Genomic DNA, 18,951 nt, shown 5'->3' on the forward strand with positions numbered 1-18,951 from the left:
GTCTGTCCCTCAGTACGCGGACGCGTTGTCGACGTGGAAGTGGTAGAGCGTGCGGGCCGAGCCGTAGCGCTTGAACTCAGAAGGATCGACCTGACCCTCGAGGCCCGCCGCCTTCAGCTTTTCGAACACCTGCGCCTTGTGCTCGTCGCGCATCTCCTTCTCGACGCAGTCGGCGCCGAGGCTCTTCACGGACCCGCGGACGTAGAGCCGCGCCTCGTAGATGGAGTCGCCGAGCGCTTCGCCGGCGTCGCCCAGCACCGTGAGCGTGCCGGCCTGCGCCATGAAGGCGGACATGTGGCCGACCGAGCCGCCGACGACGATGTCGACGCCCTTCATCGAGATGCCGCAGCGCGCCCCGGCCTGACCGCGGATGAACAAAAGTCCGCCATGGGCGGTCGCCCCCGCAGCCTGGCTCGCGTCGCCCTCGACCTCGATCCGCCCGGACATCATGTTCTCGCCGATGCCGACGCCGGCGTTGCCGCGGACGATCACGGTCGCCTGCTTGTTCATGCCGGCGCAGTAGTAGCCGACGGGTCCGTCGATCTCGACGGTGACCGGCGCGTCGAGGCCGGCCGCGAGCGCATGCAGCCCGCGCGGGTTCGACACCCGCCACAGCGAGGCGTTGGACCCCTCCTTCAGCGCGTGCAGCGCGGCGTTGAGATCACGGACCTTGGCGGTGGAGAGATCGAAGGAATGACTCTGCGTGCTCGCGTTCATGAGCGGCGCCCCCTGGTTGGGTGTTGTCGTCGTCATCAGGCCGCGGCGCGGTCCCAGAAGTAGACCTTGGCGGGTTCAGGCTCGAAGATCTTGGCGTTCTCGATGCCGGGCAGGCCGGCGAGCGCGCGGTACTCGGAACCGAAGGCGACGTACTGGTCGGTCTCGGCCATCACCGCGGGCTTGCAGGCGATAGGGTCGCGCAGCACGCCGAAGCCGGACTCGGTGCCGACCACGAAGGTGTAGAAGCCGTCGAGGTCGTCGAGGCTGTCTTCGAGCGCCTCGCCGAGCGAGCGGCCCTCCTTCATGCGCCAGGTCAGGTAGCCGGCGGCCACTTCGCTGTCGTTCTCGGTCTGGATCGTCACGCCCGCGCGCTCGAGGTTGCGGCGCACGGTGCGGAAGTTCGACAGCGAGCCGTTGTGCACCAGGCACTGGTCGAGCCCGGTGGAGAAGGGGTGCGCGCCGTTGGTCGTGACCGCGCTCTCGGTCGCCATGCGGGTGTGCGCGATGCCGTGGGTGCCGGCCATCTTGGCGAGGTCGAAGCGCACCGCGACGTCGGTCGGCATGCCGACCTCCTTGTAGAGCTCCATGCGGGAGCCGGCGCCAACCACCGTCACCTCGGGGGCGAGCGCCGCGATCTTGGCGCGGACGTCGGCTTCGTCGGCGGAGGGAACGGTCAGGACCGCATGGGTCGCGCGCTGGAGGATCTCGGCGCCGTCGCCAAGCTTGGCGGCGAGGCCGACGAAGTCATAGCCCTCGGCGGCGCGGAGGGTGAGCTTCACCTCGTCGCTCTCGCCCGCGCCGTAGACGGCGAAACCGGCCGAGTCCGGCCCCCGGCCGCACATCGTGCCGAGCATCCCGCTCAGCATCTCGCCGAGCTTCGGCTCGAGCGCCTTGTCCTTCAGAAACAGACCGACGATGCCGCACATGAAGGGGCTCCCTGTCTCGCGTGCTGTGGCCCGGGGGCCTTGAGACCGGAAGCTATCCGCCGCGCGTCAACGCGTCAATGAAGCGGAAAAAAAAATTCTTCAGAAGAAACTCAGCCTTTGATTTTCCAGCGCTGGCCTCGTCCCGAACAGGGACGGGAGCATCAGTCCTTCTCGTACATAATGACCGAGAGATAGGTCATCGGCTTCACCACCAGCCGCTCCGGCCCGTGGGGCGCGCCGGAATCGAACAGCAGCGAATCGCCGGGCTTGAGGTGGTAGCTGTTGCCGGCGTGGGCGTAGACCACCTCGCCGGTCAGCATGTAGATCAGCTCGGTGCCCTCATGCTGGAACGCGGTGTAGGGCGCCGCGTCCTCGGTGAGCGTGATCAGGTAGGGCTCGACCGCGATCGCCCCGCCCAGCATGTGCCCGAGCAGTTCGTAATTGTGGCCGACCTTGGTGCCGCGCCGCTGGATCACGACGCCCTGGCCGGCGGGCACATAGGAGCAGTCGCGCCTCTCCTCGAAGCCGGCGAACAGCAGGCTGATCGGCATGTTCAGCGCCGCCGCGAGCGTCTGCAGCGACGTCAGGGACGGTGAAATCTGACCGTTTTCGATCTTTGACAGCATGCCCGTGGACACGCTCGCCGCGGCCGCGAGCTCGGCGACCGTCAGTCCCATGAGCTTGCGGTGGTGCCGGATCTGCAGGCCGATCGCCTGTTCGAGCGTCCGCCGCTCGGGCGCGGCCGGAGCGCCGGAGCCCGTGACGTAGTCCTCGTCGTCCGCAGGCTCGACGACCTCAAGCTGCGGCGCGACCGGCGCCGCCGCTGTCTTCGCGACGGACGGTTTGGGCGCGGCCGTCTTGGCGGCGACGTTCGCGGACTTGCTGGCCATACGGACTTTTCCTCTCAGGAAACGTTCGTAGGCTAACCAACCTTTGGCCGATCCCCAAGCCTTGCGTTCGTCGGTTCCTAACCGCCGTGGCGAGCGTCGACGCTGCGGGACTGCGCCGCCTCCGCCAGCCAGCGCCAGAACGTGGCGGCGAAGGTGCGGAACACCGCGATCTCATAGGTCGGGGCGTCATCCGCCTGCCAGAGGTGGATGGAGATCGAGGCGGCGTGGGTGAGCGCCGCGTCGCCCACGCCGAACACCCGCGGATGCAGGTCGATCGCGGTCAGCGTCGCAAGCGTCTCGCGGGCGCGCGGTCCCCACACCCGGACGACCGTGCGGCCATCGGACTGGTCCGCGACCGCCGCCGGGAGGCCGGCGAAGTCCGCGGCGCCGGAGGACACCGCGAGCCATTTGCCGGGCCCGGCGCCTATGAAGGCGACGTCGCCTGAGGCGGCGCGCTTCGGGCCGGTTGGAAGCTCGAGGCCGTAGGCCACGCGCACGGCGTCGGCGAGCTCAGCCTCGCGCCCGCGGAAGGCCGCCACCGAGGCGAGGGTCAGGCCCTCCGCTTCGCGCAAGGCGACGCCGGCGACGCCTGTCGTCGAGGCGAGGGGAGCGACGTGCGGCCGGAAGGCCGAGCGGGCGACGAGAGGCTCAGCCACGGACGCGAACTCCTTCGGGATCGACGAAGACGGGAGCGACGACCTCGACCTCGACGTCGCCGTCGCGCACCGGATCGACGGCGCGGACGATCTCTCCGATACGTTCGGGACCGTTCGTGAGGAAACCGAGCCCGATCCAGCAGCCGTTCGACGGCGAGTAAGCGACCGAGGTCATGTAGCCTTGGTCGTTGTCGGCGGTCGCCGTGGCCTCGCGCGGGATGAAGTGCGCGCCGCCGCGGAGCCGCGCGGAGCGATCGACCGGCCTGAAGCCGACGAGCCGCGGACGGGCGGGGTCGGTCAGCGCGGCGCGCTCCGCCATGACGCGGCCGACATAGTCCTTTTTCTTGGACATCATGCCGCCGAGACCGAGGTCGAACGCCGTGGTCGTGCCGTTGAGTTCGGCCGCCGCAGCATGCCCCTTCTCGATGCGCATCACCGAGAGCGCCTCCGCGCCGTAGGGGCAGATGCCGAACGGCTGGCCGGCCGCGATGATCGCGCGGATGGTCGCGTCGCCGTAGCGGGCGGGCACCGCGAGCTCGAAGGCCATCTCGCCGGAGAACGAGAGGCGGAACAGCCGCGCCTTCACGCCGCCGCCCACGGTGACTTCCTTGACGCCAAGATAGGGGAGCCCCGCGTCCGACACGTCCGCGTCGTCGACCAGCGACGCCACCACGTCGCGCGAGCGCGGACCGGCGATGGCGTATTTCGCCCACTGGTCGGTGATCGAAGCGAGGTGGACGTCGAGCTCGGGCCAAAGCCACTGGCGGCAGTACTCGAGATGCCGCATGGCTTGCGCCGCGTGCGCCGTCGAGGTCGTCACGTAGTAATGCGTCGGACTGAGCCGGGCGACGGTGCCGTCGTCCATGGCGAAGCCGTCCTCGCGCAGCATCACGCCGTAGCGCGCCTTGCCCACGGGCATGGTCGAGAAGCCGTTGATGTAGACCCGGTCAAGGAAGACGCCGGCGTCCGCGCCCTGCACGTCGATCTTGCCGAGCGTCGAGGCGTCGTAGACGCCGACGGCGGTGCGAACAGTGTTGACCTCGCGGATGGTGGTCTCGAGCCAGTCGGCTTCGCCGGCGCGCGGAAAGTAGGCCGCGCGCATCCACAGCCCGGTCTCAACGAAGACCGCGCCCTGCTCCTCGGCCCAGAAGTGCGAGGGCGGCAGTCGGGTGGGGCGGAACTCCTTGTGGCGGTGCGCGCCGCCGAGCGCGCCGATGGCGACCGGCGTGAAGGGCGGCCGCGTCAGCGTCGTGCCGGTGTCCGGGATCGAGCGGCCGGTGATCTCCGCCATCAGCGCGAGCCCGACCACGTTTGCGGTCTTGCCTTGGTCGGTCGCCATGCCGAGGGTGGTGTAGCGCTTGAGATGCTCCACCGACTTGAAGCCTTCGCGCGCCGCCAGCTCCACGTCCTTTACGGTCACGTCGTTCTGGAAGTCGACGAAGGCCTTGCCGCGAGATCTCTTGGGCTTCCAAGGCCCATGGCCGTGGACGGCGTCGGTCTCGGGCTCGGTCTGCGGCGCTTCGAACGGGGTCGCCGCGTAGCCGCAAGCCTCCGCCGCCGCAGCGCCGAGCCGACCGCCTTCGGCGAAGGCCTCCGCCAGGGCGAACGCTCCGGAGGCGGCGCCGGCGACGTCCATGCCGGGGGGACGCGAGCCCGGCAGGAAGGCGGCGCGCTGCGCGTCCCAGGCCGGCCGGCCGCCAAGATGCGTCGCGATCTGGATCGAAGGGTTCCAGCCGCCGGACACGGCGACGAGATCGCAGGCGACGTTGAAGCTGCGGCCGCGGGAGTCCGCGATCTCGCAGCCCTTCACAGACTGGCCGCCGTAGGCGCGCACGACGGCGCCGCCGAAGATCAAGGGCGCGCCGGCGGAGCGGGCGGCGGCTGCGAGCGCCGGCGCGTCGCCGCTGGCGTCGACCACGGCGGCGATCTCGCAGCCGGCGGCGGCGAGATCGAACACGGTCTTCGCGGCGTCGTCGTTGTTGGCGTAGACGACCGCCCGCTTGCCCGGCGCGACGCCGAAGCGATTGAGGTAGCTGCGCACGGCGCCGGCCAGCATCACGCCGGGGGCGTCGTTGTTCCCGAACGGGATCGGCCGCTCTAGCGCGCCGGCCGCAAGAACGCAGCGCTTGGCGACGATGCGCCAGAACCGCTGCCGCGGCTGGTGCGGCAAGGGCGTCGCGCGGTGGTCCGACACGCGCTCCAGAGCGCCGTAGACGCCGCCGTCGTAGGCGCCGATCACGGAGGTGCGCGTCAGCACGGTGACGTCGGGCAGGCTCGCAAGCTCGGACGCGGCGGAGGCCGCCCACTGGGCGCCGCCGCCGTCGCCGACCGTCAGGCGGTCCGAGAGCAGCCGGCCGCCGAGAACGGAGTCGTCGTCGGCGAGGATCACCCGCGCCCCGGCGCGGCCGGCGGCGAGCGCGGCCGCGAGGCCGGCGGGACCGCCGCCGATCACCAGCACGTCGCAATGCGCGGTGGTCTTCTCGTAGGCGTCGGGATCGGCGGCGTCCGCCGCGCGGCCGAGGCCCGCCGCGCGACGGATCAGCGGCTCGTAAAGCTTCTCCCAAAGCTTCGCCGGCCACATGAAGGTCTTGTAGTAGAAGCCCGCCACGAACACCGGCGCCGCGAGCTGGTTCACCGCCAGCAGGTCGAAGGCGAGGGAGGGAAACCGGTTCTGGCTGCGCGCCTCCAGCCCGTCATAGAGCTCGGCGACCGTCGCTTTGACGTTCGGCTCGCGCCGCGCGCCGGTCCGGAGCTCGACGAGGGCGTTCGGCTCCTCGGAGCCGGCGGTCAGGACGCCGCGCGGGCGGTGGTACTTGAACGAGCGCCCGACGAGGGTCACCCCGTTCGCGAGCAGCGCCGAGGCGAGCGTGTCGCCGGGGTGGCCGACGTAGCCCTTACCGTCAAAGGTGAAGGCGAGCGGCGTCGCACGGTCGATCAGGCCCCCGGAGGCGAGGCGGTTCGGCTGGCTCATCATTCGGCTCCCGAAGCGCGCGCCGCCGCGACGTCGCGGGCGGCTTCGACCTGCTCGATCGCATGGGTGCGGGTGTCGCGGGTCACTACCAGCCAGGACTGGCAGCCGGCCGCGTGCTGCCACAGCTCGCGGTGCCGTCCGGCAGGGTTGTCGCGCAGGTAGACGTAGTCGGCGAAGGCGGCCTCGGCGTTCGGCGCGGAGGCGTCGGGCCGGGTCAGCGAGGCGTCGCCGAGGTAGGAGAACTCGTCCACGCCGCGGACGCCGCAATAGGGGCAGGGGATGCGCATGGCTTGGGCCTCAGTGCAGGTTCGGCTGGGCGCCGACGCCCTTTTCGTCGATGACGCGGCCGGTCGCGAAGCGGTCGAGCCGGTAGGCGGTCGCGGTCTCGTGCGGCGTGTCGGTCGCGATCAGGTGCGCGAAGCTCCAGCCGGAGGCGGGCGTCGCCTTGAAGCCGCCGTAGCACCAGCCGGCGTTGAGGTAGAGGCCCTCGATCGGCGTGCGGTCGATGATTGGCGAGCCGTCCATCGACATGTCCATGATCCCGCCCCAGTGCCGCAGAAGCTTCACGCGGCCGATCGCGGGCATCAGCGCCATGCCGCCCTCGGCGACGTCCTCGATGGTCGGCAGGTTTCCGCGGCTGGCGTAGGAGTTGTAGCCGTCGATGTCGCCGCCGAAGACCAGGCCGCCCTTGTCGGACTGCGAGATGTAGAAGTGCCCGGCGCCGAAGGTGCAGACCGTGTCGATGAAGGGCTTGATCCCCTCCGACACGAAGGCCTGCAGCACGTGGCTCTCGATGGGCAGGCGCAGGCCCGCCATCCCCGCGACGCGCGAGGAATTGCCGGCGCAGGCGAGGCCGACCTTCTTCGCGCCGATGAAGCCGCGCGACGTCTCCACGCCCACGACGCGGCCGGCCTCGATGCGGAAGCCCGTGACCTCGCAGTTCTGGATGATGTCGACGCCGCGTCTGTCCGCAGCGCGGGCGTAGCCCCAGGCGACCGCGTCGTGCCGCACCGTGCCGCCGCGCTTCTGGCGCAGGGCGCCCTTCACAGGGAAGCGGGCGTTGTCGAAGTCGAGCATCGGCAGGATGCGCTTGAGCTCGGGCACGTCCAGCAGCTCGGAATCGACGCCGTGCAGGCGCATGGCGTTGCCGCGGCGGGCGTAGGCGTCGCGCTGCCCGTCGGAGTGAAACAGGTTCACCACGCCGCGCTGGCTCACCATCGCGTTGTAGTTCAGGTCCTGCTCCAGCTCCTCCCAGAGCTTCATGGAGTGCTCGTAGAACGGGACGTTGCCCGGCAGCAGGTAGTTGGAGCGGACGATGGTGGTGTTGCGGCCGACGTTGCCGCCGCCGATCCAGCCCTTCTCGACCACCGCGATGTTCGTGAGCCCATGGACCTTGGCGAGGTAATGCGCCGTCGCGAGCCCATGCCCGCCGCCGCCGACGATGACGATGTCGTAGGCCGCCTTCGGCTGCGGCTCGCGCCAGGCCGGCTTCCAGCCGGTGTGGCCGCGAAGCGCCTCACGGAGCACGGAGAAAATCGAATACCGGTCGGTCGACATGAGCGCGCCTGGGGTGATCGCGAAACAGGACGGGCGGCACTATGGCCGACGGCCGGGCGCTATGAGATATAAATCGGACTTATAGTGGGAGCCCCAAGATGCAGCCGCGTCCCGACGACCTTCCCTTCGATCTCCGGCAGCTGACGATCTTCCTCGCCGTCTGCGACGCCGGCTCGATGGCGGCGGCGGCTCGGCGGCTGGGCCTGACGCAGCCGGCGGTGTCGCTCGCCGTGGCGGAGCTCGAACTGCGGATCGGCGCCGCTCTGTTCGACCGCGCGATCCGCCCGATCGCGCTGACGCCCGCCGGCGTCCTGCTGCGCCAGCGCGCCTCGGCGCTGGTCTCCGAAGCGCGCCAGATCGCGCCGATGCTGCGGGAGGCGGGGAGGGCGCGGTTCCCGCTCGTGCGGCTCGGCCTGGTGGACTCGCTGTCGCGCACGCTCGGGCCGAGGCTCGCGGACGCGATCGCCCAGCGCGCGGACGAGGTGGCGATCCTGTCCGGCCTGACCGCCTCCCACGCCAGCGCCCTGCTGTCGCGCAACCTCGACGTGATGATCGGCGTCGACGACCTCGCGCAGGTCGCAGGGCTCGAGCGCCGGCCGATCCTTACCGAGTCCTACGTGCTGATGCTGCCGCCGGGCGTGCCCGCGGTCGGAAGCCTTGAGGACCTGAGAGGCCTGGCCGAGCGCTCCGAACTGGTGCGGTTCAGCGCGCGGTCGAGCACCGGCGTGGAGATCGAGCGGCACCTGAGGCGGGTCGGGCTCGAGCCGCCGCGGCGGCTGTCGTTCGACACGCCGCAGGGCGTGGCGTCTATGGTGGCGGAGGGCGGGCGGTTCGCCATCGTCACGCCGCTCTGCGTGGTCGAAGCCGCGCCGCCGCCGGGGGCGGTGGTCTGCGCCCCGCTGCCGGGGCCGGAGTTCGCTCGCAGCCTGACGCTGGTCGCCTACGCGCACGAACTCGGCCGGTTGCCGGCGGAGCTGGCGGAGACGAGCCGCGCAGGGGTGCGCGCGCGGCTCGCCGCGGTCGCGCCGGACTTGGCGCGGTTCGTCCAGATCGCCTGAGCGGCCTCAGTCGAAGATGAAGTCGTTCGCGCCGAGGCTCGCGGCCGACACGTCGTCGAGCGTGATCGAGGAGCCGGTGTTGCCGGCCCAGGTGATCACGGCGTCGCCCGCCGCGTTCGAGCGGATGATCAGGTCGTTGAAGCCAAGGCCGTCGACGTCGAGCTCGATCTTGTCGGTCCCGTCCTGGAAGTCGGTGATGCGGTCCTTGCCGTCGCCGGTCTCGAACACGAAGATGTCGGCGCCCGCGCCGCCGCTCAGCACGTCGATGCCCTTGCCGCCGTCGAGTTCGTCGTTCCCGACGCCGCCGAACAGCACGTCGCGGCCGTTTCCGCCGTCGAGTTCGTCGTTGCCCGCGTCGCCGATCAGCCGGTCGTCGCCGTCGCCGCCCTCGATCTCGTCGTGGCCGGCGCCTCCGTAAAGCGTGTCGTCGCCCAGCCCGCCTTCGAGATCGTCATTGCCGGCGCCCCCCACGAGCCGGTCGTCGCCCGCGCCGCCCTCGAGGTCGTCGTCGCCGTTGTCGCCGTAGAGCCGATCGGCGCCGTCGCCGCCGAAGAGGTCGTCGTTCTGGTCGCCGCCGAACAGCGTGTCCGCGCCCGCCTGGCCGAACAGCTTGTCCTGCCCGGCGTAACCGCGCAGCACGTCCGCCGCGCCCGTTCCCACGAGGCGGTCAGCGCCGGAGGTTCCGTTGATCGTCGCCATCTCATCAGCTCCACATGATGCGGGCGGGCGCCCCGCCCGGCCCTTCTGGAGCTGAACTTAAGCGGGCACAGTTAGACCACGTTGAGCGGTTGGTTAGAATTTGGAGAGAGCGCGGCGGCCAACACAAGGCGAAGCATCATGGGGCGACGTCGCGGCCGGAGATCTTGTAGCCGACGCCCCGAACCGTCTGGATGATGAACGGGGGGCCGTCGTCCTCAAGCTTCTTCCTGAGATAGCGGATGTAGACGTCGACCACCTTGGTGCCGGGGTCGAAGGTGTAGTCCCAGACGTTGTTCAGCAGCCGCTGACGGCTGACCACGCGCTCGGCGTTCGCCATCAGGAAGCGCAGGAGCTCGAACTCGCGGACCGTGAGCGAGATCTCGCGGCCGCGGCAGGTCACGCGCCGGGACTCCGGGTCGAGGGTGAGGGGCCCGACGGCGAGGGTCGCCTGGGTGTCCTCCGCGGGGCGGCGCCGCTTCAGCGCTTCGAGCCGCGCCAGCAGTTCGTCGAATGAAAACGGCTTGGTGAGGTAGTCGTCCGCGCCGCCCTTGAGGCCATCGATCTTGTCCTGCAGCCCGTCCTTCGCCGTGAGCATCAGGATCAGCGCCGTCAGCCGCTCCCGCCGCGCCAGCCGGCAGACCTCGAGCCCGTCGACGTAAGGCAGCATGCGGTCGAGGATCACGAGTTCGAACTCGCCCGAGCGCATGCGCTCCAGCCCGTCGCGGCCGTCCGGGGCGACGGTCACCTGATAGCCTTCAGAGGTCAGCCCGCGGCTGAGAAAGTCGGCGATGCGGCGGTCGTCCTCCACCACCAGGATCTTCACGTCATGGCCTCCGCCAGCGGCAGCGACACGGTCAGCACGGCGCCGCCCGAGGGTCGGTTGTCGAGCGTGATCACGCCGTCGTGCCGCTCGACGATGAGTTTAGCGATCGCGAGACCGATGCCGAGGCCGCCGGTGGAGCCGCGGTCGACCGTGCGGCCACGATAGAACCGGCTGAACACATGCGCGCGATCCTCCTCCGACAGGCCCGGCCCCTCGTCCGAGACCTCGACCACGAACCGACCGTCGGCGACGAGAGCCGCGACGCGCACGCGCCCGCCGGCCGGCGAATGCTTTATCGCGTTGTCGAGGCCGATCAGGAAGACCTGCTTCAGCCGCCGCGCATCGGCGGCGATCACGGCGCCGCCGTCGTTCCAGGCGGTCTCGATCAGGATGTCGCGCGGGGCGGCGAGCGCCTCGCCCTCGGCCGCCGCCGCGGCTGCGACGTCGCGGCCGCGCGTCAGCGTGATCTCGAAGCTCTGGTCTTCCGCGTCGGACCGGGCGAAGGCCAGCAGGTCGTCGAGCAACGAGCCGAGGCTTTCGGCCTGCTCCTGGATGCGGAACAGGGCCTCCGCCTGGTCGCCCGGATCGCCGCGCCCGCGCAGCGCGACGTCCGCCTCGCCGCGCAGGATCGTCAGCGGCGTCCGAAGTTCGTGGCTGACGTCCGCCAGGAACTGGGCCCGACGCGCGTCCACGTCCCTCAGCCGCTCGTTGGCGTGCCGAAGCTCGGCGGTGCGGGCCTCGACCTCGGAGTGCAGACGCTGCTGCGCGGTGACGAGCTCTCCCCGTTGGGCCTCGATCGCGTGCGCCATGTCGTTGAAGGTTCGCGCGAGCGCCGCGAACTCGTCTCGGCCGCGCACGGGGATGCGGGCGTCGAGCGCGCCGTCCGCGATCGCTCTCGCGCCTTGCGCGAGATCCTGCACCGGGCGAACGATCGACCGCTTCAGCATCAGACCGAAGCCGGCGCTGAACAGGACGGCGAGCAGCGTCAGCGCGATCGCGCCGATGAGAAGCCACTGCTGACGCCGACGCACCTCGGCGAGCTCGCTCGCGACCTCGCCGCGCTCGTCCTTCAGGGCGTTCTCGAGCAGCGTCTCGAAGTCGTTCGACAACCGATACTCGACCTCGCGCCGGAAATGGGCGACCGCTTCGGCCTGCTTGCCGTCGCGCTGAAGCGCGAAGACGTGCTCGGCCGCGCGGTCGATGGCGCGGTAGAGCTCGTTCATGCGGCTCGTCATCTCCACGTCCGAGATCTCCCGCCGCACCTCCTCGATCCCTTCGAGGGTCAGCACTTCGGCCCGCGTGACGCGGGCGAGGCGCTCGAACGCCTCCTCCATCTTGCGGCGCGCGGCCTCGAAGTCCGGCATCTGCTCCGGCCCGAGCAGCAGCACCTCGGCGATCTGCTCGGCGTAGTTGTTGGCGTGGCCGTCCAGTTCGGCGATCACTTCGAAACGGTGATGGACGCCGTCGATGCGGCGCACGAAATCGTCCGCCACCCTGAGCGACAGCGCGGTCACCCCGACCATCAGCGCCACGAAGGCGAGGGTCACGATCTCGAAGACGAAAATACGCCAACGCACGGTCATCGGCCGGTCAGGCTCCAGGTGAGGGGAGTGGGGCGGCGGACCGCGCGCGCATCATGACGGGCGGCCGGAAGCGCGTCGACCGGGCGAGCGCCGATTGACGCCGGCGTCCCGCTCGGCTTGCATCGCGCCAAGATCACAAGACGAGGAGCGCCGCCATGACCGAAACGCCCCAGCCCGCCGCCGGATGGAAACTGACGATCCCGGTCGTCAACCTGAAGGGCGACCAGCGCGTCGCGGGCTCCTACGTGGCGGCGATCGCCGACCGCGAGGCCGCCCGGAAGGCGATTCCCTATGGCCGCGCCGTCCCCAGCGCGCCTCTTCAACCGCTGTCCGCCGCCGAGCTCGCCGGCTTCGGCGTGGACGCCGGAACGGTCAAGAAGATCGCCTGACGCCCCGGGGCGGCCCAGGCCGTCGCCTCATGCTTTCGTCGGCTTAGCGGAACATGATCCGCGCGAAGGACGTTTTTCCAGCGAAGGCCGGCGGGAAAGGCCTCGCTCCAAGCGAGACCCGCGCCGTCGGCGGCAACAGGAGCGCCTCTCATGCATCCTCTCGCTGGAACCCCGATCGCGTTCTGGATGACCGCAATGTCCTGGTGGATGGCGGCCCTCAACAAGTAATCGACGTTCAATGCCCCGACGCGCTTTCGAGCGCGCCGGGCGCCGTCTGCCAGCCGAGGTCGGGCAGCATGACGATGCGGTTGCCCCGCAGGTCCGAGGCGCAACTGATGAAGCCGCGCTCCTCCATGTAGGTCAGAAGCCGACGCGCGCGCCCAGTGGAGCGGGTGCCATAGGCCTTCGCGATGTCGGCGTCGCTCGGGCACGGCCCCTTCATCAACGCCGCTTTCGCCACCAGCAGAAACACGCCCCGCACATCCTCCGGCAGCGACGCCGCGATCAGCGTCGCCTGATCCCAGTCGGAACTCGCCACCTCGCCGTCGTCGACGCCGGCCTTCGCAATCGCAAGCTCGCGCCGGAACCGCGGCAAGTCCGGCGCGTCGCCAGGCAGGCGAGCGATGCGGCAGCGGACGAGAAAGTCTTGGTAGAGCAAGGACACAGGCTGAAAGCTCGCGTCGGGCTCGGCCATCATCGCCGTCATGATCTCGGCGATCTTGCTCTCCCGCTCTGCGTCGGCGAACAGGTCGGCCGGCAACGGCTGGGCGGCGGTCGCGTCGCTGCGCGACTGAGCGAGCTGAGCAAGCACCTCGGCCGTGTTCGCCGTCGCAGGCGCGGCGCGTGGGCGAGCCTCGTCCGCCCCGCGGCGGAAGATCAGCCCGGCCGCGTCCTCGGCGAGCGTCTCCGGCAGCGGCATGAGCTTCGGGCTGCCGCCGCGCCCCTGCGTCGCCACGGGCGCGATCTTCACCGTCTCCGGCCGGCGCCCGATGGCGGGGCCGAGCCCCACGAACTGGCCGCGGTCGAGATTGCGGAAGGCTTCCGCCTGCCGGCGCTCCATTCCGAGCAGGTCGGCGGCCCGCGCCATGTCGATGTCGAGGAATGTGCGCCCCATCAAAAAGTTGGAGGCTTCCGCCGCGACGTTCTTGGCGAGCTTCGCCAGCCGCTGCGTCGCGATGACGCCGGCGAGGCCGCGCTTTCGCCCGCGGCACATCAGGTTGGTCATGGCGGCGAGCGCCTGCCGGCGGGACTCCTCGTCGGCCTCGCTGGAGGCCGCCGGCGCAAACAGCTGCGCCTCGTCCACCACCACCAGCATTGGGTACCAGCAGTCGCGCTCGACCTCGAACAGCGCGTTCAGGAAGACCGCCGCCGCGCGCATCTGGCGGTCGACGTCCAGGCTCTCGAGGTTGAGGATCACCGAGACCCGGTGCCGCCGCGCCCGCTCGGCGATCATCGCAAGGTCGCGCTCCACGCCGGCGGCCTCCACCACCACATGCCCATGGGCGTCCGCGAGCGTGACGAAATCGCCCTCCGGGTCGATCACGCACTGCTGCACCCAGGGCGCGCTCTGCTCCAGCAGCCGGCGGAGCAGGTGCGACTTGCCCGAGCCGGAGTTGCCCTGGACGAGAAGACGGGTCGCGAGCAGCTCCTCGAGGTCGACCGTCGAGCGCTGTCCGTTCGACTTCGCGCCGATGTCGATGCTGACCGTCATGATGCCTTGTCGTCGCCGTCCCTTGCGCGTGTCGCGCGCCGAACCGTGGTCGATCGCGGCCTCAGAGTCCAAGCCGCAGCCGGCTTTTCCCCAGAAAGGCGCCTCGAAGCGTCGGAGCTTTGGGGGACGTCAGCGTTTGGTGGGCCGGAACGCGCTCTGGTCGATCCCGTGCCGCTTCAGCTTGTCGTACAGCGTCTTGCGCGGAACGCCGAGGGCCAGAAGCGTCGCCTGGATGTCGCCCTGCGTCGCGGCGAGCGCCTGGCGGATCTGCTCCGCCTCGAAGGCCTCGACCCTGTCGGGAAGGGTGCCGCCGGGCGGGGCGGGCGGAGCGGCTGCGGGGGGCGGGCCGTCGTCGAGGCCGAGCGCCACCCGTTCCGCGTAATGCGCGAGCTCGCGCACGTTGCCGGGCCAGTCGTGCTCGTCGAGCTTCCGCCGGACCGTCGCGGTCATCGGAGGCGGTTCGCGGCGGAACCGCCGGGCGGCGCGGTCGAGGAAATGGGCGAACAGCAGCGGCACGTCATCCCGCCGTTCGCGCAGCGGCGGAATGCGGATCGTCGCCACGTGCAGCCGGTAGTAGAGGTCCTCGCGGAAGGCGTTGGTCCGCACCAGATCCAGCAGGTCGACCTTGGACGCCGCGGCCACCCGGATGTCGACCTTCCGCGTCTCGTTCATGCCGAGCGGTGTCACCTCCCGGGCTTCCAGCACGCGCAGGAACTTGACCTGCAGCGCGGGCGGCATGGCCTCGATCTCGTCGAGGAACAGCGTGCCGCCGTGCGCGTGCTCGATCCGGCCCACACGCTTCTTCACCGCTCCGGTGAAGGCGCCGGCCTCATGGCCGAAAAGCTCGCTCTCGATGACGCTTTCCGGCAGGGCGCCGCAGTTGACCGCGACGAAGGGCCGGGCCGCCCGCGGGCTCCAGCGGTGCAACGCGGTCGCGACCACCTCCTTGCCGGCGCCGGTCTCTCCCTCGATCAGCACGTCGACATCGGCGTCGGCGATCTGGCGCAGCGTGGCGCGCAGCCGCTCCATCGCCGGCGTCCCGCCCAGCAGCGGCATGTCGGTGGCGCTGGCTTCTTCGGCAGCGCGCCGGAGGGCGCGGTTCTCCAGCACCAGGCGCCGCTTCTCCAGCGCGTGGCGGATCGGCCCCAGCAGCCGGTCGGCGGGGTAGGGCTTGGCCACGAAGTCGTAGGCGCCCTCCCGCATCGCCTCGACGGCCATCGCGACGTCGCCATGGCCGGTGATGAGGATGACCGGGAGGTCGGGATCGACCGCCCGCAGGCGGCGGAACAGCTCCAGTCCGTCGATCCCCGGCATGCGCACGTCGGTGACGACGACGCCGGGAAAGCTCGCGCCGAGCGCGCCGAGGGCCGCGGTCGCGGAGGGGTAGGGCGCGACCGCGAAGCCCGCCAGCGTCAGGGCCTGGGCGTTCGCCGCGCGCAGCATCTCGTCGTCGTCGATGAAGGCGACGTCCATCAGGCGAGCCTCGGTAGGGTGACGGTGAAGACCGCGCCGCCGCGGTTTTCGGCGGCGAGGCGGCCGCCGAACTCGGCGACGATGTCGTGCGAGATGACGAGGCCGAGGCCGAGGCCCGCCGGCTTCGTCGTGGTGAAGGGCATGAACAGCGCGCCCATGACCGCGTCCGGCAGGCCCGGTCCGTTGTCGGCGACGGTCACGACGGCGCTGTCCTCGGTCACGGCCGCGGAGACCACGATGCGGCCGCCGGGGCGGTCCGCCAGCGCGTCGAGGGCGTTTTGCAGCAGGTTGACGAAGACCTGCTCGAGTCGGACGCGCTCGCCCGCAACCGTCACGTCGTCGGCGAGGTCGAGATCGAGCGTCACGCCTTGTTCGCGCAGACGGTGGCCGACCAGCAGCAGCGCGCCGTCGACGGCGGCGCGGAGCGAGACCGGCTCCGTCACCCCTTTGGTCTTGCGCGCGAAGGCGCGCAGCTCGCCGGTGATCGCGCCGATCCGCTCCGTCAGGACGGCGATGGTCGCAAGGTTGTCCGCCGCGGGGCCGGTCTGGGCGCGGTCCAGGAAGGTTCGGGCGTTGTCGGCGAAGGTGCGGATCGCCGCGACCGGCTGGTTGATCTCATGCGCGACGCTGGCGGCGATCTGGCCAAGCACGGCGAGCTTGCTCGCCTGGACGAGCTCGTCCTGCAGGTCCTGCAGCGCCGCCTCCGCGCGGCGGCGCTCGTCGATTTCGGCGCGGAGCTCCAGGGTGCGCGCCTCGACCCGCTCCTCGAGCTCGCGCCGGGCGGCGGCTTGCGCCGCGCGCTCGCTCGCAGACCTTCGACGTCGGGACAGCGCGAACCCGACGGCGCCCAGCACGAGCACGCCGGCGAGCAGCGCGGAGGCGCGCGCCGCCGTGCGCGCCAGCGCGACCGACGGCGCGGTCGGCGCCAGGACGTGCAGCGTCCACGCGGTGGTGGGGACCGGGGCTGCGGCTTCGACGAAGCTGCGGGCGCGCGCGCCTGCGCTCGCCGCCGCCTGCACAAGGCCGTCGCCGCTCGAGCTGATCGGGAGAAGGTCCAGAGGCGCGGCGCCGAACTGAAGACTGGCCCTGAGCTCGGCGCGCCGCTCCTCGGGGATCGGGGCGGTCGCCCGGAAGCGCCAGTCGGGCTCGCTCGCGATCAGCACGATCGAACGGTCGTCGGTGACGAAGGTCGGCTCGGCGAAACGTCGCCACTCCGTCTCCAGCGCCTCGAACTCGGCCTTCACCACCATCACGCCGAGCGGGCCGCCGGCGCCGTCGATGCGGCGGGTGAGGTAGAGGCCGGGCTTTCCGCTGACCGTGCCGAGGGCAAAATGCTCCGCCGCGCCGTCCGCCATCGCGCGGCTGTAATAGGGCCGGAAGGAGTAATCCGACCCGACGAAGCTCGTCGGCGTGCCGGCGTTGCTCGCGGCGAGCGTCAGTCCCTTGGCGTCGAGCAGATAGATCGCGCCGGCCCGGGTCCCCTCCGCCAGCGTCCGGAACTTGGCGTCGAGGGCGGCCAGCCGCCCGGCGTCGCGGCTTTCGAGCGCGCCGCGCACGTCCGGGTCCTGCGCCAGCACCACCGGCAGGATGCGCTGCTTCTCGATCTCGCTTCGGAGGGCCGAAATCCGCAGGTCCGCGGCCGCCTGCGCCGCGGCGACCAGGTTGGACCGCGCCCAGCGCTCGCCCGCGTAATCGGCGCCGCGGTCGAGCGCGACGAGGGCGGCCGCCGCGAGCAGCATCAGCACCCAACCCGACCATCGGCGTCCTGCGTTCACGGCGGCGCGGCCCCTTTAGCCTGTGTGGCTTTTCGCACAGCGGCCGCCGGGATTTGTGCGGCATTCCGCACATCCTGTCGAGGCAAATCTTTGGACGTCCGGCGATCGCCAGCGAATTCAACGACTTAAAGCGGTCGCGGCGTTTCGGCGCGTCTGGCATGCGGATTGCGCATGGAACTGCGCGACGTCGGCTCGACGCCGCCCTGCAACGTCACATCAGACCGCAACGGCGCCGGCCCCCACAAGGCGACGACGGTCGACAAGGAGGACAGATCATGGCGATCGCCGTTCCTGCCGCGGCTCCGGCCGCCGCGCCCCGCAAGTTCTACCAGCACCTCTACGTCCAGGTTCTCGTCGCGATCGCGGCGGGCGTGGCGCTCGGCCACTTCTACCCGACCGTCGGCGCCGACCTGAAGCCGCTCGGCGACGCCTTCATCAAGCTGGTGAAGATGGTCATTGCCCCCGTGATCTTCCTCACCGTCGTGACCGGCATCGCCGGCATGCGGGACATGGGCAAGGTCGGTCGCGTCGCCGGCAAGGCCATGCTCTACTTCCTCACCTTCTCGACGCTGGCGCTGATCATCGGTCTCGTCGTGGGCAACGTCGTGCAGCCGGGCGCCGGCCTCAACATCAACCCGGCCTCGCTCGACCCGAAGGCGGTCGCCGACTACGCCGCCAAGGCCCACGACACGACGATCGTCGGCTTCCTCACCAACATCATTCCCAACACGCCGGTCAGCGCGCTCGCCTCGGGCGACATCCTGCAGGTGCTGTTCTTCGCGGTCCTGTTCGGCATCGCGCTGGGCGCGGTCGGCGACAAGGGCGAGCCGGTGATGACCGTCCTCGTCTCGCTGTCGCAGGCGATGTTCAAGCTGGTCTCGATCCTGATGAAGGCCGCCCCGATCGGCGCCTTCGGCGCAATGGCCTTCACCATCGGCAAGTACGGCATCGGCTCGGTCGCGAACCTCGCGATGCTCGTCGGCACCTTCTACCTGACGTCGCTGCTGTTCGTGTTCATCGTGCTCGGCGCGGTCGCCCGCTACAACGGCTTCTCGATCCTTGCGCTGCTCCGCTACATCAAGGAGGAGCTGCTGCTGGTGCTCGGCACCTCGTCCTCGGAAGCCGCGCTGCCCACGCTGATGGAGAAGATGGAGCGCGCGGGCTGCCGCAAGTCGGTGGTCGGGCTCGTCATCCCCACCGGGTACTCGTTCAACCTCGACGGCACCAACATCTACATGACGCTGGCCGCGCTGTTCATCGCGCAGGCGACCGGCATCGAGCTCAGCCTCGCCGACCAGGTGCTGCTGCTGCTCGTCGCGATGCTGAGCTCCAAGGGCGCCGCCGGCATCACCGGCGCGGGCTTCATCACGCTCGCCGCGACGCTGTCGGTTGTTCCCTCCGTGCCGGTCGCCGGCATGGCGCTGATCCTCGGCATCGACCGTTTCATGTCCGAGTGCCGCGCTCTGACGAACCTCGTCGGCAACGCTGTGGCGACCATCGTGGTGGCCCGTTGGGAAGGCGAACTCGACGCGGACAAGCTGCGGGCCGCGCTCGCCGGCGAGCCGACCGCGCTCGAAGCCGCGTCTCCCGCTCCGGCGCTCGTCCCGGCGGAATGACCGGCTATGCGGATGCGGGGGGTGGACCCCCGCGCCGCCCCATGACAGATCATCGAGCGCCCCGGCTCCCGAGCCGGGGCGCTCTTCGTTTTGGGCTGCGCGCGGAT

General features: G+C 70.6%; 16 protein-coding genes. 3 read left to right on the forward strand and 13 right to left on the reverse strand.

The window, feature by feature from the left end; all coding sequences use genetic code 11:
- Positions 1-9: 9 nt before the first annotated feature.
- The 7 genes from METY_RS18100 to METY_RS18130 form a co-directional block, all read right to left on the reverse strand.
- The gene (locus METY_RS18100; protein WP_103122785.1) at positions 10-717 is read right to left on the reverse strand and encodes a protein glxC; all 708 of its coding nucleotides are present in this window, start codon (positions 715-717) and stop codon (positions 10-12) included.
- 35 nt (positions 718-752) lie between these two features.
- Positions 753-1,643: a class II glutamine amidotransferase gene (locus tag METY_RS18105; RefSeq protein WP_103122786.1), complete on the reverse strand. Its 891-nt coding sequence runs from the start codon at positions 1,641-1,643 to the stop codon at positions 753-755.
- A 161-nt stretch (positions 1,644-1,804) separates the two neighbouring features.
- Positions 1,805-2,533, reverse strand: coding sequence for a helix-turn-helix domain-containing protein (locus METY_RS18110; protein WP_103122787.1), 729 nt, complete (start codon positions 2,531-2,533; stop codon positions 1,805-1,807).
- Between the two features lie 77 nt (positions 2,534-2,610).
- Positions 2,611-3,189 carry a sarcosine oxidase subunit gamma gene (locus METY_RS18115; RefSeq protein WP_103122788.1) on the reverse strand — a complete coding sequence of 193 codons (579 nt, stop codon included), beginning with the start codon at positions 3,187-3,189 and terminating at the stop codon, positions 2,611-2,613.
- Positions 3,182-6,160 (reverse strand): sarcosine oxidase subunit alpha family protein, encoded by a 2,979-nt coding sequence (locus tag METY_RS18120; RefSeq protein ID WP_103122789.1) that lies wholly within the window; start codon positions 6,158-6,160, stop codon positions 3,182-3,184. The genes METY_RS18115 and METY_RS18120 overlap by 8 nt, the downstream gene beginning before the upstream one ends.
- Entirely contained in the window at positions 6,160-6,447 is a 288-nt protein-coding gene (locus METY_RS18125) for a sarcosine oxidase subunit delta (protein ID WP_103122790.1), read from the reverse strand. The genes METY_RS18120 and METY_RS18125 overlap by 1 nt, the downstream gene beginning before the upstream one ends.
- Before the next feature lie 10 nt (positions 6,448-6,457).
- Positions 6,458-7,717, reverse strand: a complete 1,260-nt coding sequence (locus METY_RS18130; protein WP_103122791.1) for a sarcosine oxidase subunit beta family protein — start codon at positions 7,715-7,717, stop codon at positions 6,458-6,460.
- 98 nt (positions 7,718-7,815) lie between these two features.
- On the opposite strand from METY_RS18130, the gene METY_RS18135 reads away from it, so the two are divergent.
- Positions 7,816-8,775: a LysR family transcriptional regulator gene (locus METY_RS18135; RefSeq protein ID WP_103122792.1), complete on the forward strand. Its 960-nt coding sequence runs from the start codon at positions 7,816-7,818 to the stop codon at positions 8,773-8,775.
- Between the two features lie 6 nt (positions 8,776-8,781).
- Here METY_RS18135 and METY_RS18140 read toward each other — a convergent pair whose 3' ends face one another.
- The 3 genes from METY_RS18140 to METY_RS18150 form a co-directional block, all read right to left on the reverse strand.
- Positions 8,782-9,474 carry a calcium-binding protein gene (locus METY_RS18140; RefSeq protein WP_103122793.1) on the reverse strand — a complete coding sequence of 231 codons (693 nt, stop codon included), beginning with the start codon at positions 9,472-9,474 and terminating at the stop codon, positions 8,782-8,784.
- Positions 9,475-9,610: 136 nt separating this feature from the next.
- Positions 9,611-10,297, reverse strand: a complete 687-nt coding sequence (locus METY_RS18145; RefSeq protein WP_103122794.1) for a response regulator transcription factor — start codon at positions 10,295-10,297, stop codon at positions 9,611-9,613.
- Entirely contained in the window at positions 10,294-11,880 is a 1,587-nt protein-coding gene (locus METY_RS18150; RefSeq protein ID WP_103122795.1) for a sensor histidine kinase, read from the reverse strand. Before METY_RS18150 ends, METY_RS18145 begins: the two co-directional genes overlap by 4 nt.
- A 155-nt stretch (positions 11,881-12,035) precedes the next feature.
- Between METY_RS18150 and METY_RS18155 the strand changes: the two genes are divergently transcribed.
- The gene (locus METY_RS18155) at positions 12,036-12,269 is read left to right on the forward strand and encodes a hypothetical protein (RefSeq protein ID WP_103122796.1); all 234 of its coding nucleotides are present in this window, start codon (positions 12,036-12,038) and stop codon (positions 12,267-12,269) included.
- Between the two features lie 235 nt (positions 12,270-12,504).
- Here the strand turns inward: METY_RS18155 and METY_RS18160 are convergent, their stop codons facing one another.
- The 3 genes from METY_RS18160 to METY_RS18170 form a co-directional block, all read right to left on the reverse strand.
- Positions 12,505-13,980: an ATP-binding protein gene (locus METY_RS18160; protein WP_103122845.1), complete on the reverse strand. Its 1,476-nt coding sequence runs from the start codon at positions 13,978-13,980 to the stop codon at positions 12,505-12,507.
- 129 nt (positions 13,981-14,109) lie between these two features.
- Positions 14,110-15,453 carry a sigma-54-dependent transcriptional regulator gene (locus tag METY_RS18165; RefSeq protein WP_103122797.1) on the reverse strand — a complete coding sequence of 448 codons (1,344 nt, stop codon included), beginning with the start codon at positions 15,451-15,453 and terminating at the stop codon, positions 14,110-14,112.
- On the reverse strand, positions 15,453-17,228 hold the full coding sequence (locus METY_RS18170; protein ID WP_244593729.1) for a sensor histidine kinase: 1,776 nt from the start codon (positions 17,226-17,228) through the stop codon (positions 15,453-15,455). The genes METY_RS18165 and METY_RS18170 overlap by 1 nt, the downstream gene beginning before the upstream one ends.
- A gap of 275 nt (positions 17,229-17,503) precedes the next feature.
- On the opposite strand from METY_RS18170, the gene METY_RS18175 reads away from it, so the two are divergent.
- Positions 17,504-18,844 (forward strand): dicarboxylate/amino acid:cation symporter, encoded by a 1,341-nt coding sequence (locus METY_RS18175; RefSeq protein WP_103122799.1) that lies wholly within the window; start codon positions 17,504-17,506, stop codon positions 18,842-18,844.
- Positions 18,845-18,951 lie beyond the last annotated feature (107 nt).

This window comes from Methylopila sp. Yamaguchi, assembly GCF_002897035.1.
Lineage (GTDB): Bacteria > Pseudomonadota > Alphaproteobacteria > Rhizobiales > Methylopilaceae > Methylopila.

Coding starts and splice junctions, on each gene's coding strand:
- METY_RS18160 (WP_103122845.1), bottom strand. CDS start 13,980: ATGACGGTCAGCATCGACATCGGCGCGAAGTCGAACGGACAGCGCTCG.
- METY_RS18130 (WP_103122791.1), bottom strand. CDS start 7,717: ATGTCGACCGACCGGTATTCGATTTTCTCCGTGCTCCGTGAGGCGCTT.
- METY_RS18125 (WP_103122790.1), bottom strand. CDS start 6,447: ATGCGCATCCCCTGCCCCTATTGCGGCGTCCGCGGCGTGGACGAGTTC.
- METY_RS18140 (WP_103122793.1), bottom strand. CDS start 9,474: ATGGCGACGATCAACGGAACCTCCGGCGCTGACCGCCTCGTGGGAACG.
- METY_RS18175 (WP_103122799.1), top strand. CDS start 17,504: ATGGCGATCGCCGTTCCTGCCGCGGCTCCGGCCGCCGCGCCCCGCAAG.
- METY_RS18155 (WP_103122796.1), top strand. CDS start 12,036: ATGACCGAAACGCCCCAGCCCGCCGCCGGATGGAAACTGACGATCCCG.
- METY_RS18165 (WP_103122797.1), bottom strand. CDS start 15,453: ATGGACGTCGCCTTCATCGACGACGACGAGATGCTGCGCGCGGCGAAC.
- METY_RS18100 (WP_103122785.1), bottom strand. CDS start 717: ATGAACGCGAGCACGCAGAGTCATTCCTTCGATCTCTCCACCGCCAAG.
- METY_RS18105 (WP_103122786.1), bottom strand. CDS start 1,643: ATGTGCGGCATCGTCGGTCTGTTTCTGAAGGACAAGGCGCTCGAGCCG.
- METY_RS18150 (WP_103122795.1), bottom strand. CDS start 11,880: ATGACCGTGCGTTGGCGTATTTTCGTCTTCGAGATCGTGACCCTCGCC.
- METY_RS18120 (WP_103122789.1), bottom strand. CDS start 6,160: ATGAGCCAGCCGAACCGCCTCGCCTCCGGGGGCCTGATCGACCGTGCG.
- METY_RS18110 (WP_103122787.1), bottom strand. CDS start 2,533: ATGGCCAGCAAGTCCGCGAACGTCGCCGCCAAGACGGCCGCGCCCAAA.
- METY_RS18135 (WP_103122792.1), top strand. CDS start 7,816: ATGCAGCCGCGTCCCGACGACCTTCCCTTCGATCTCCGGCAGCTGACG.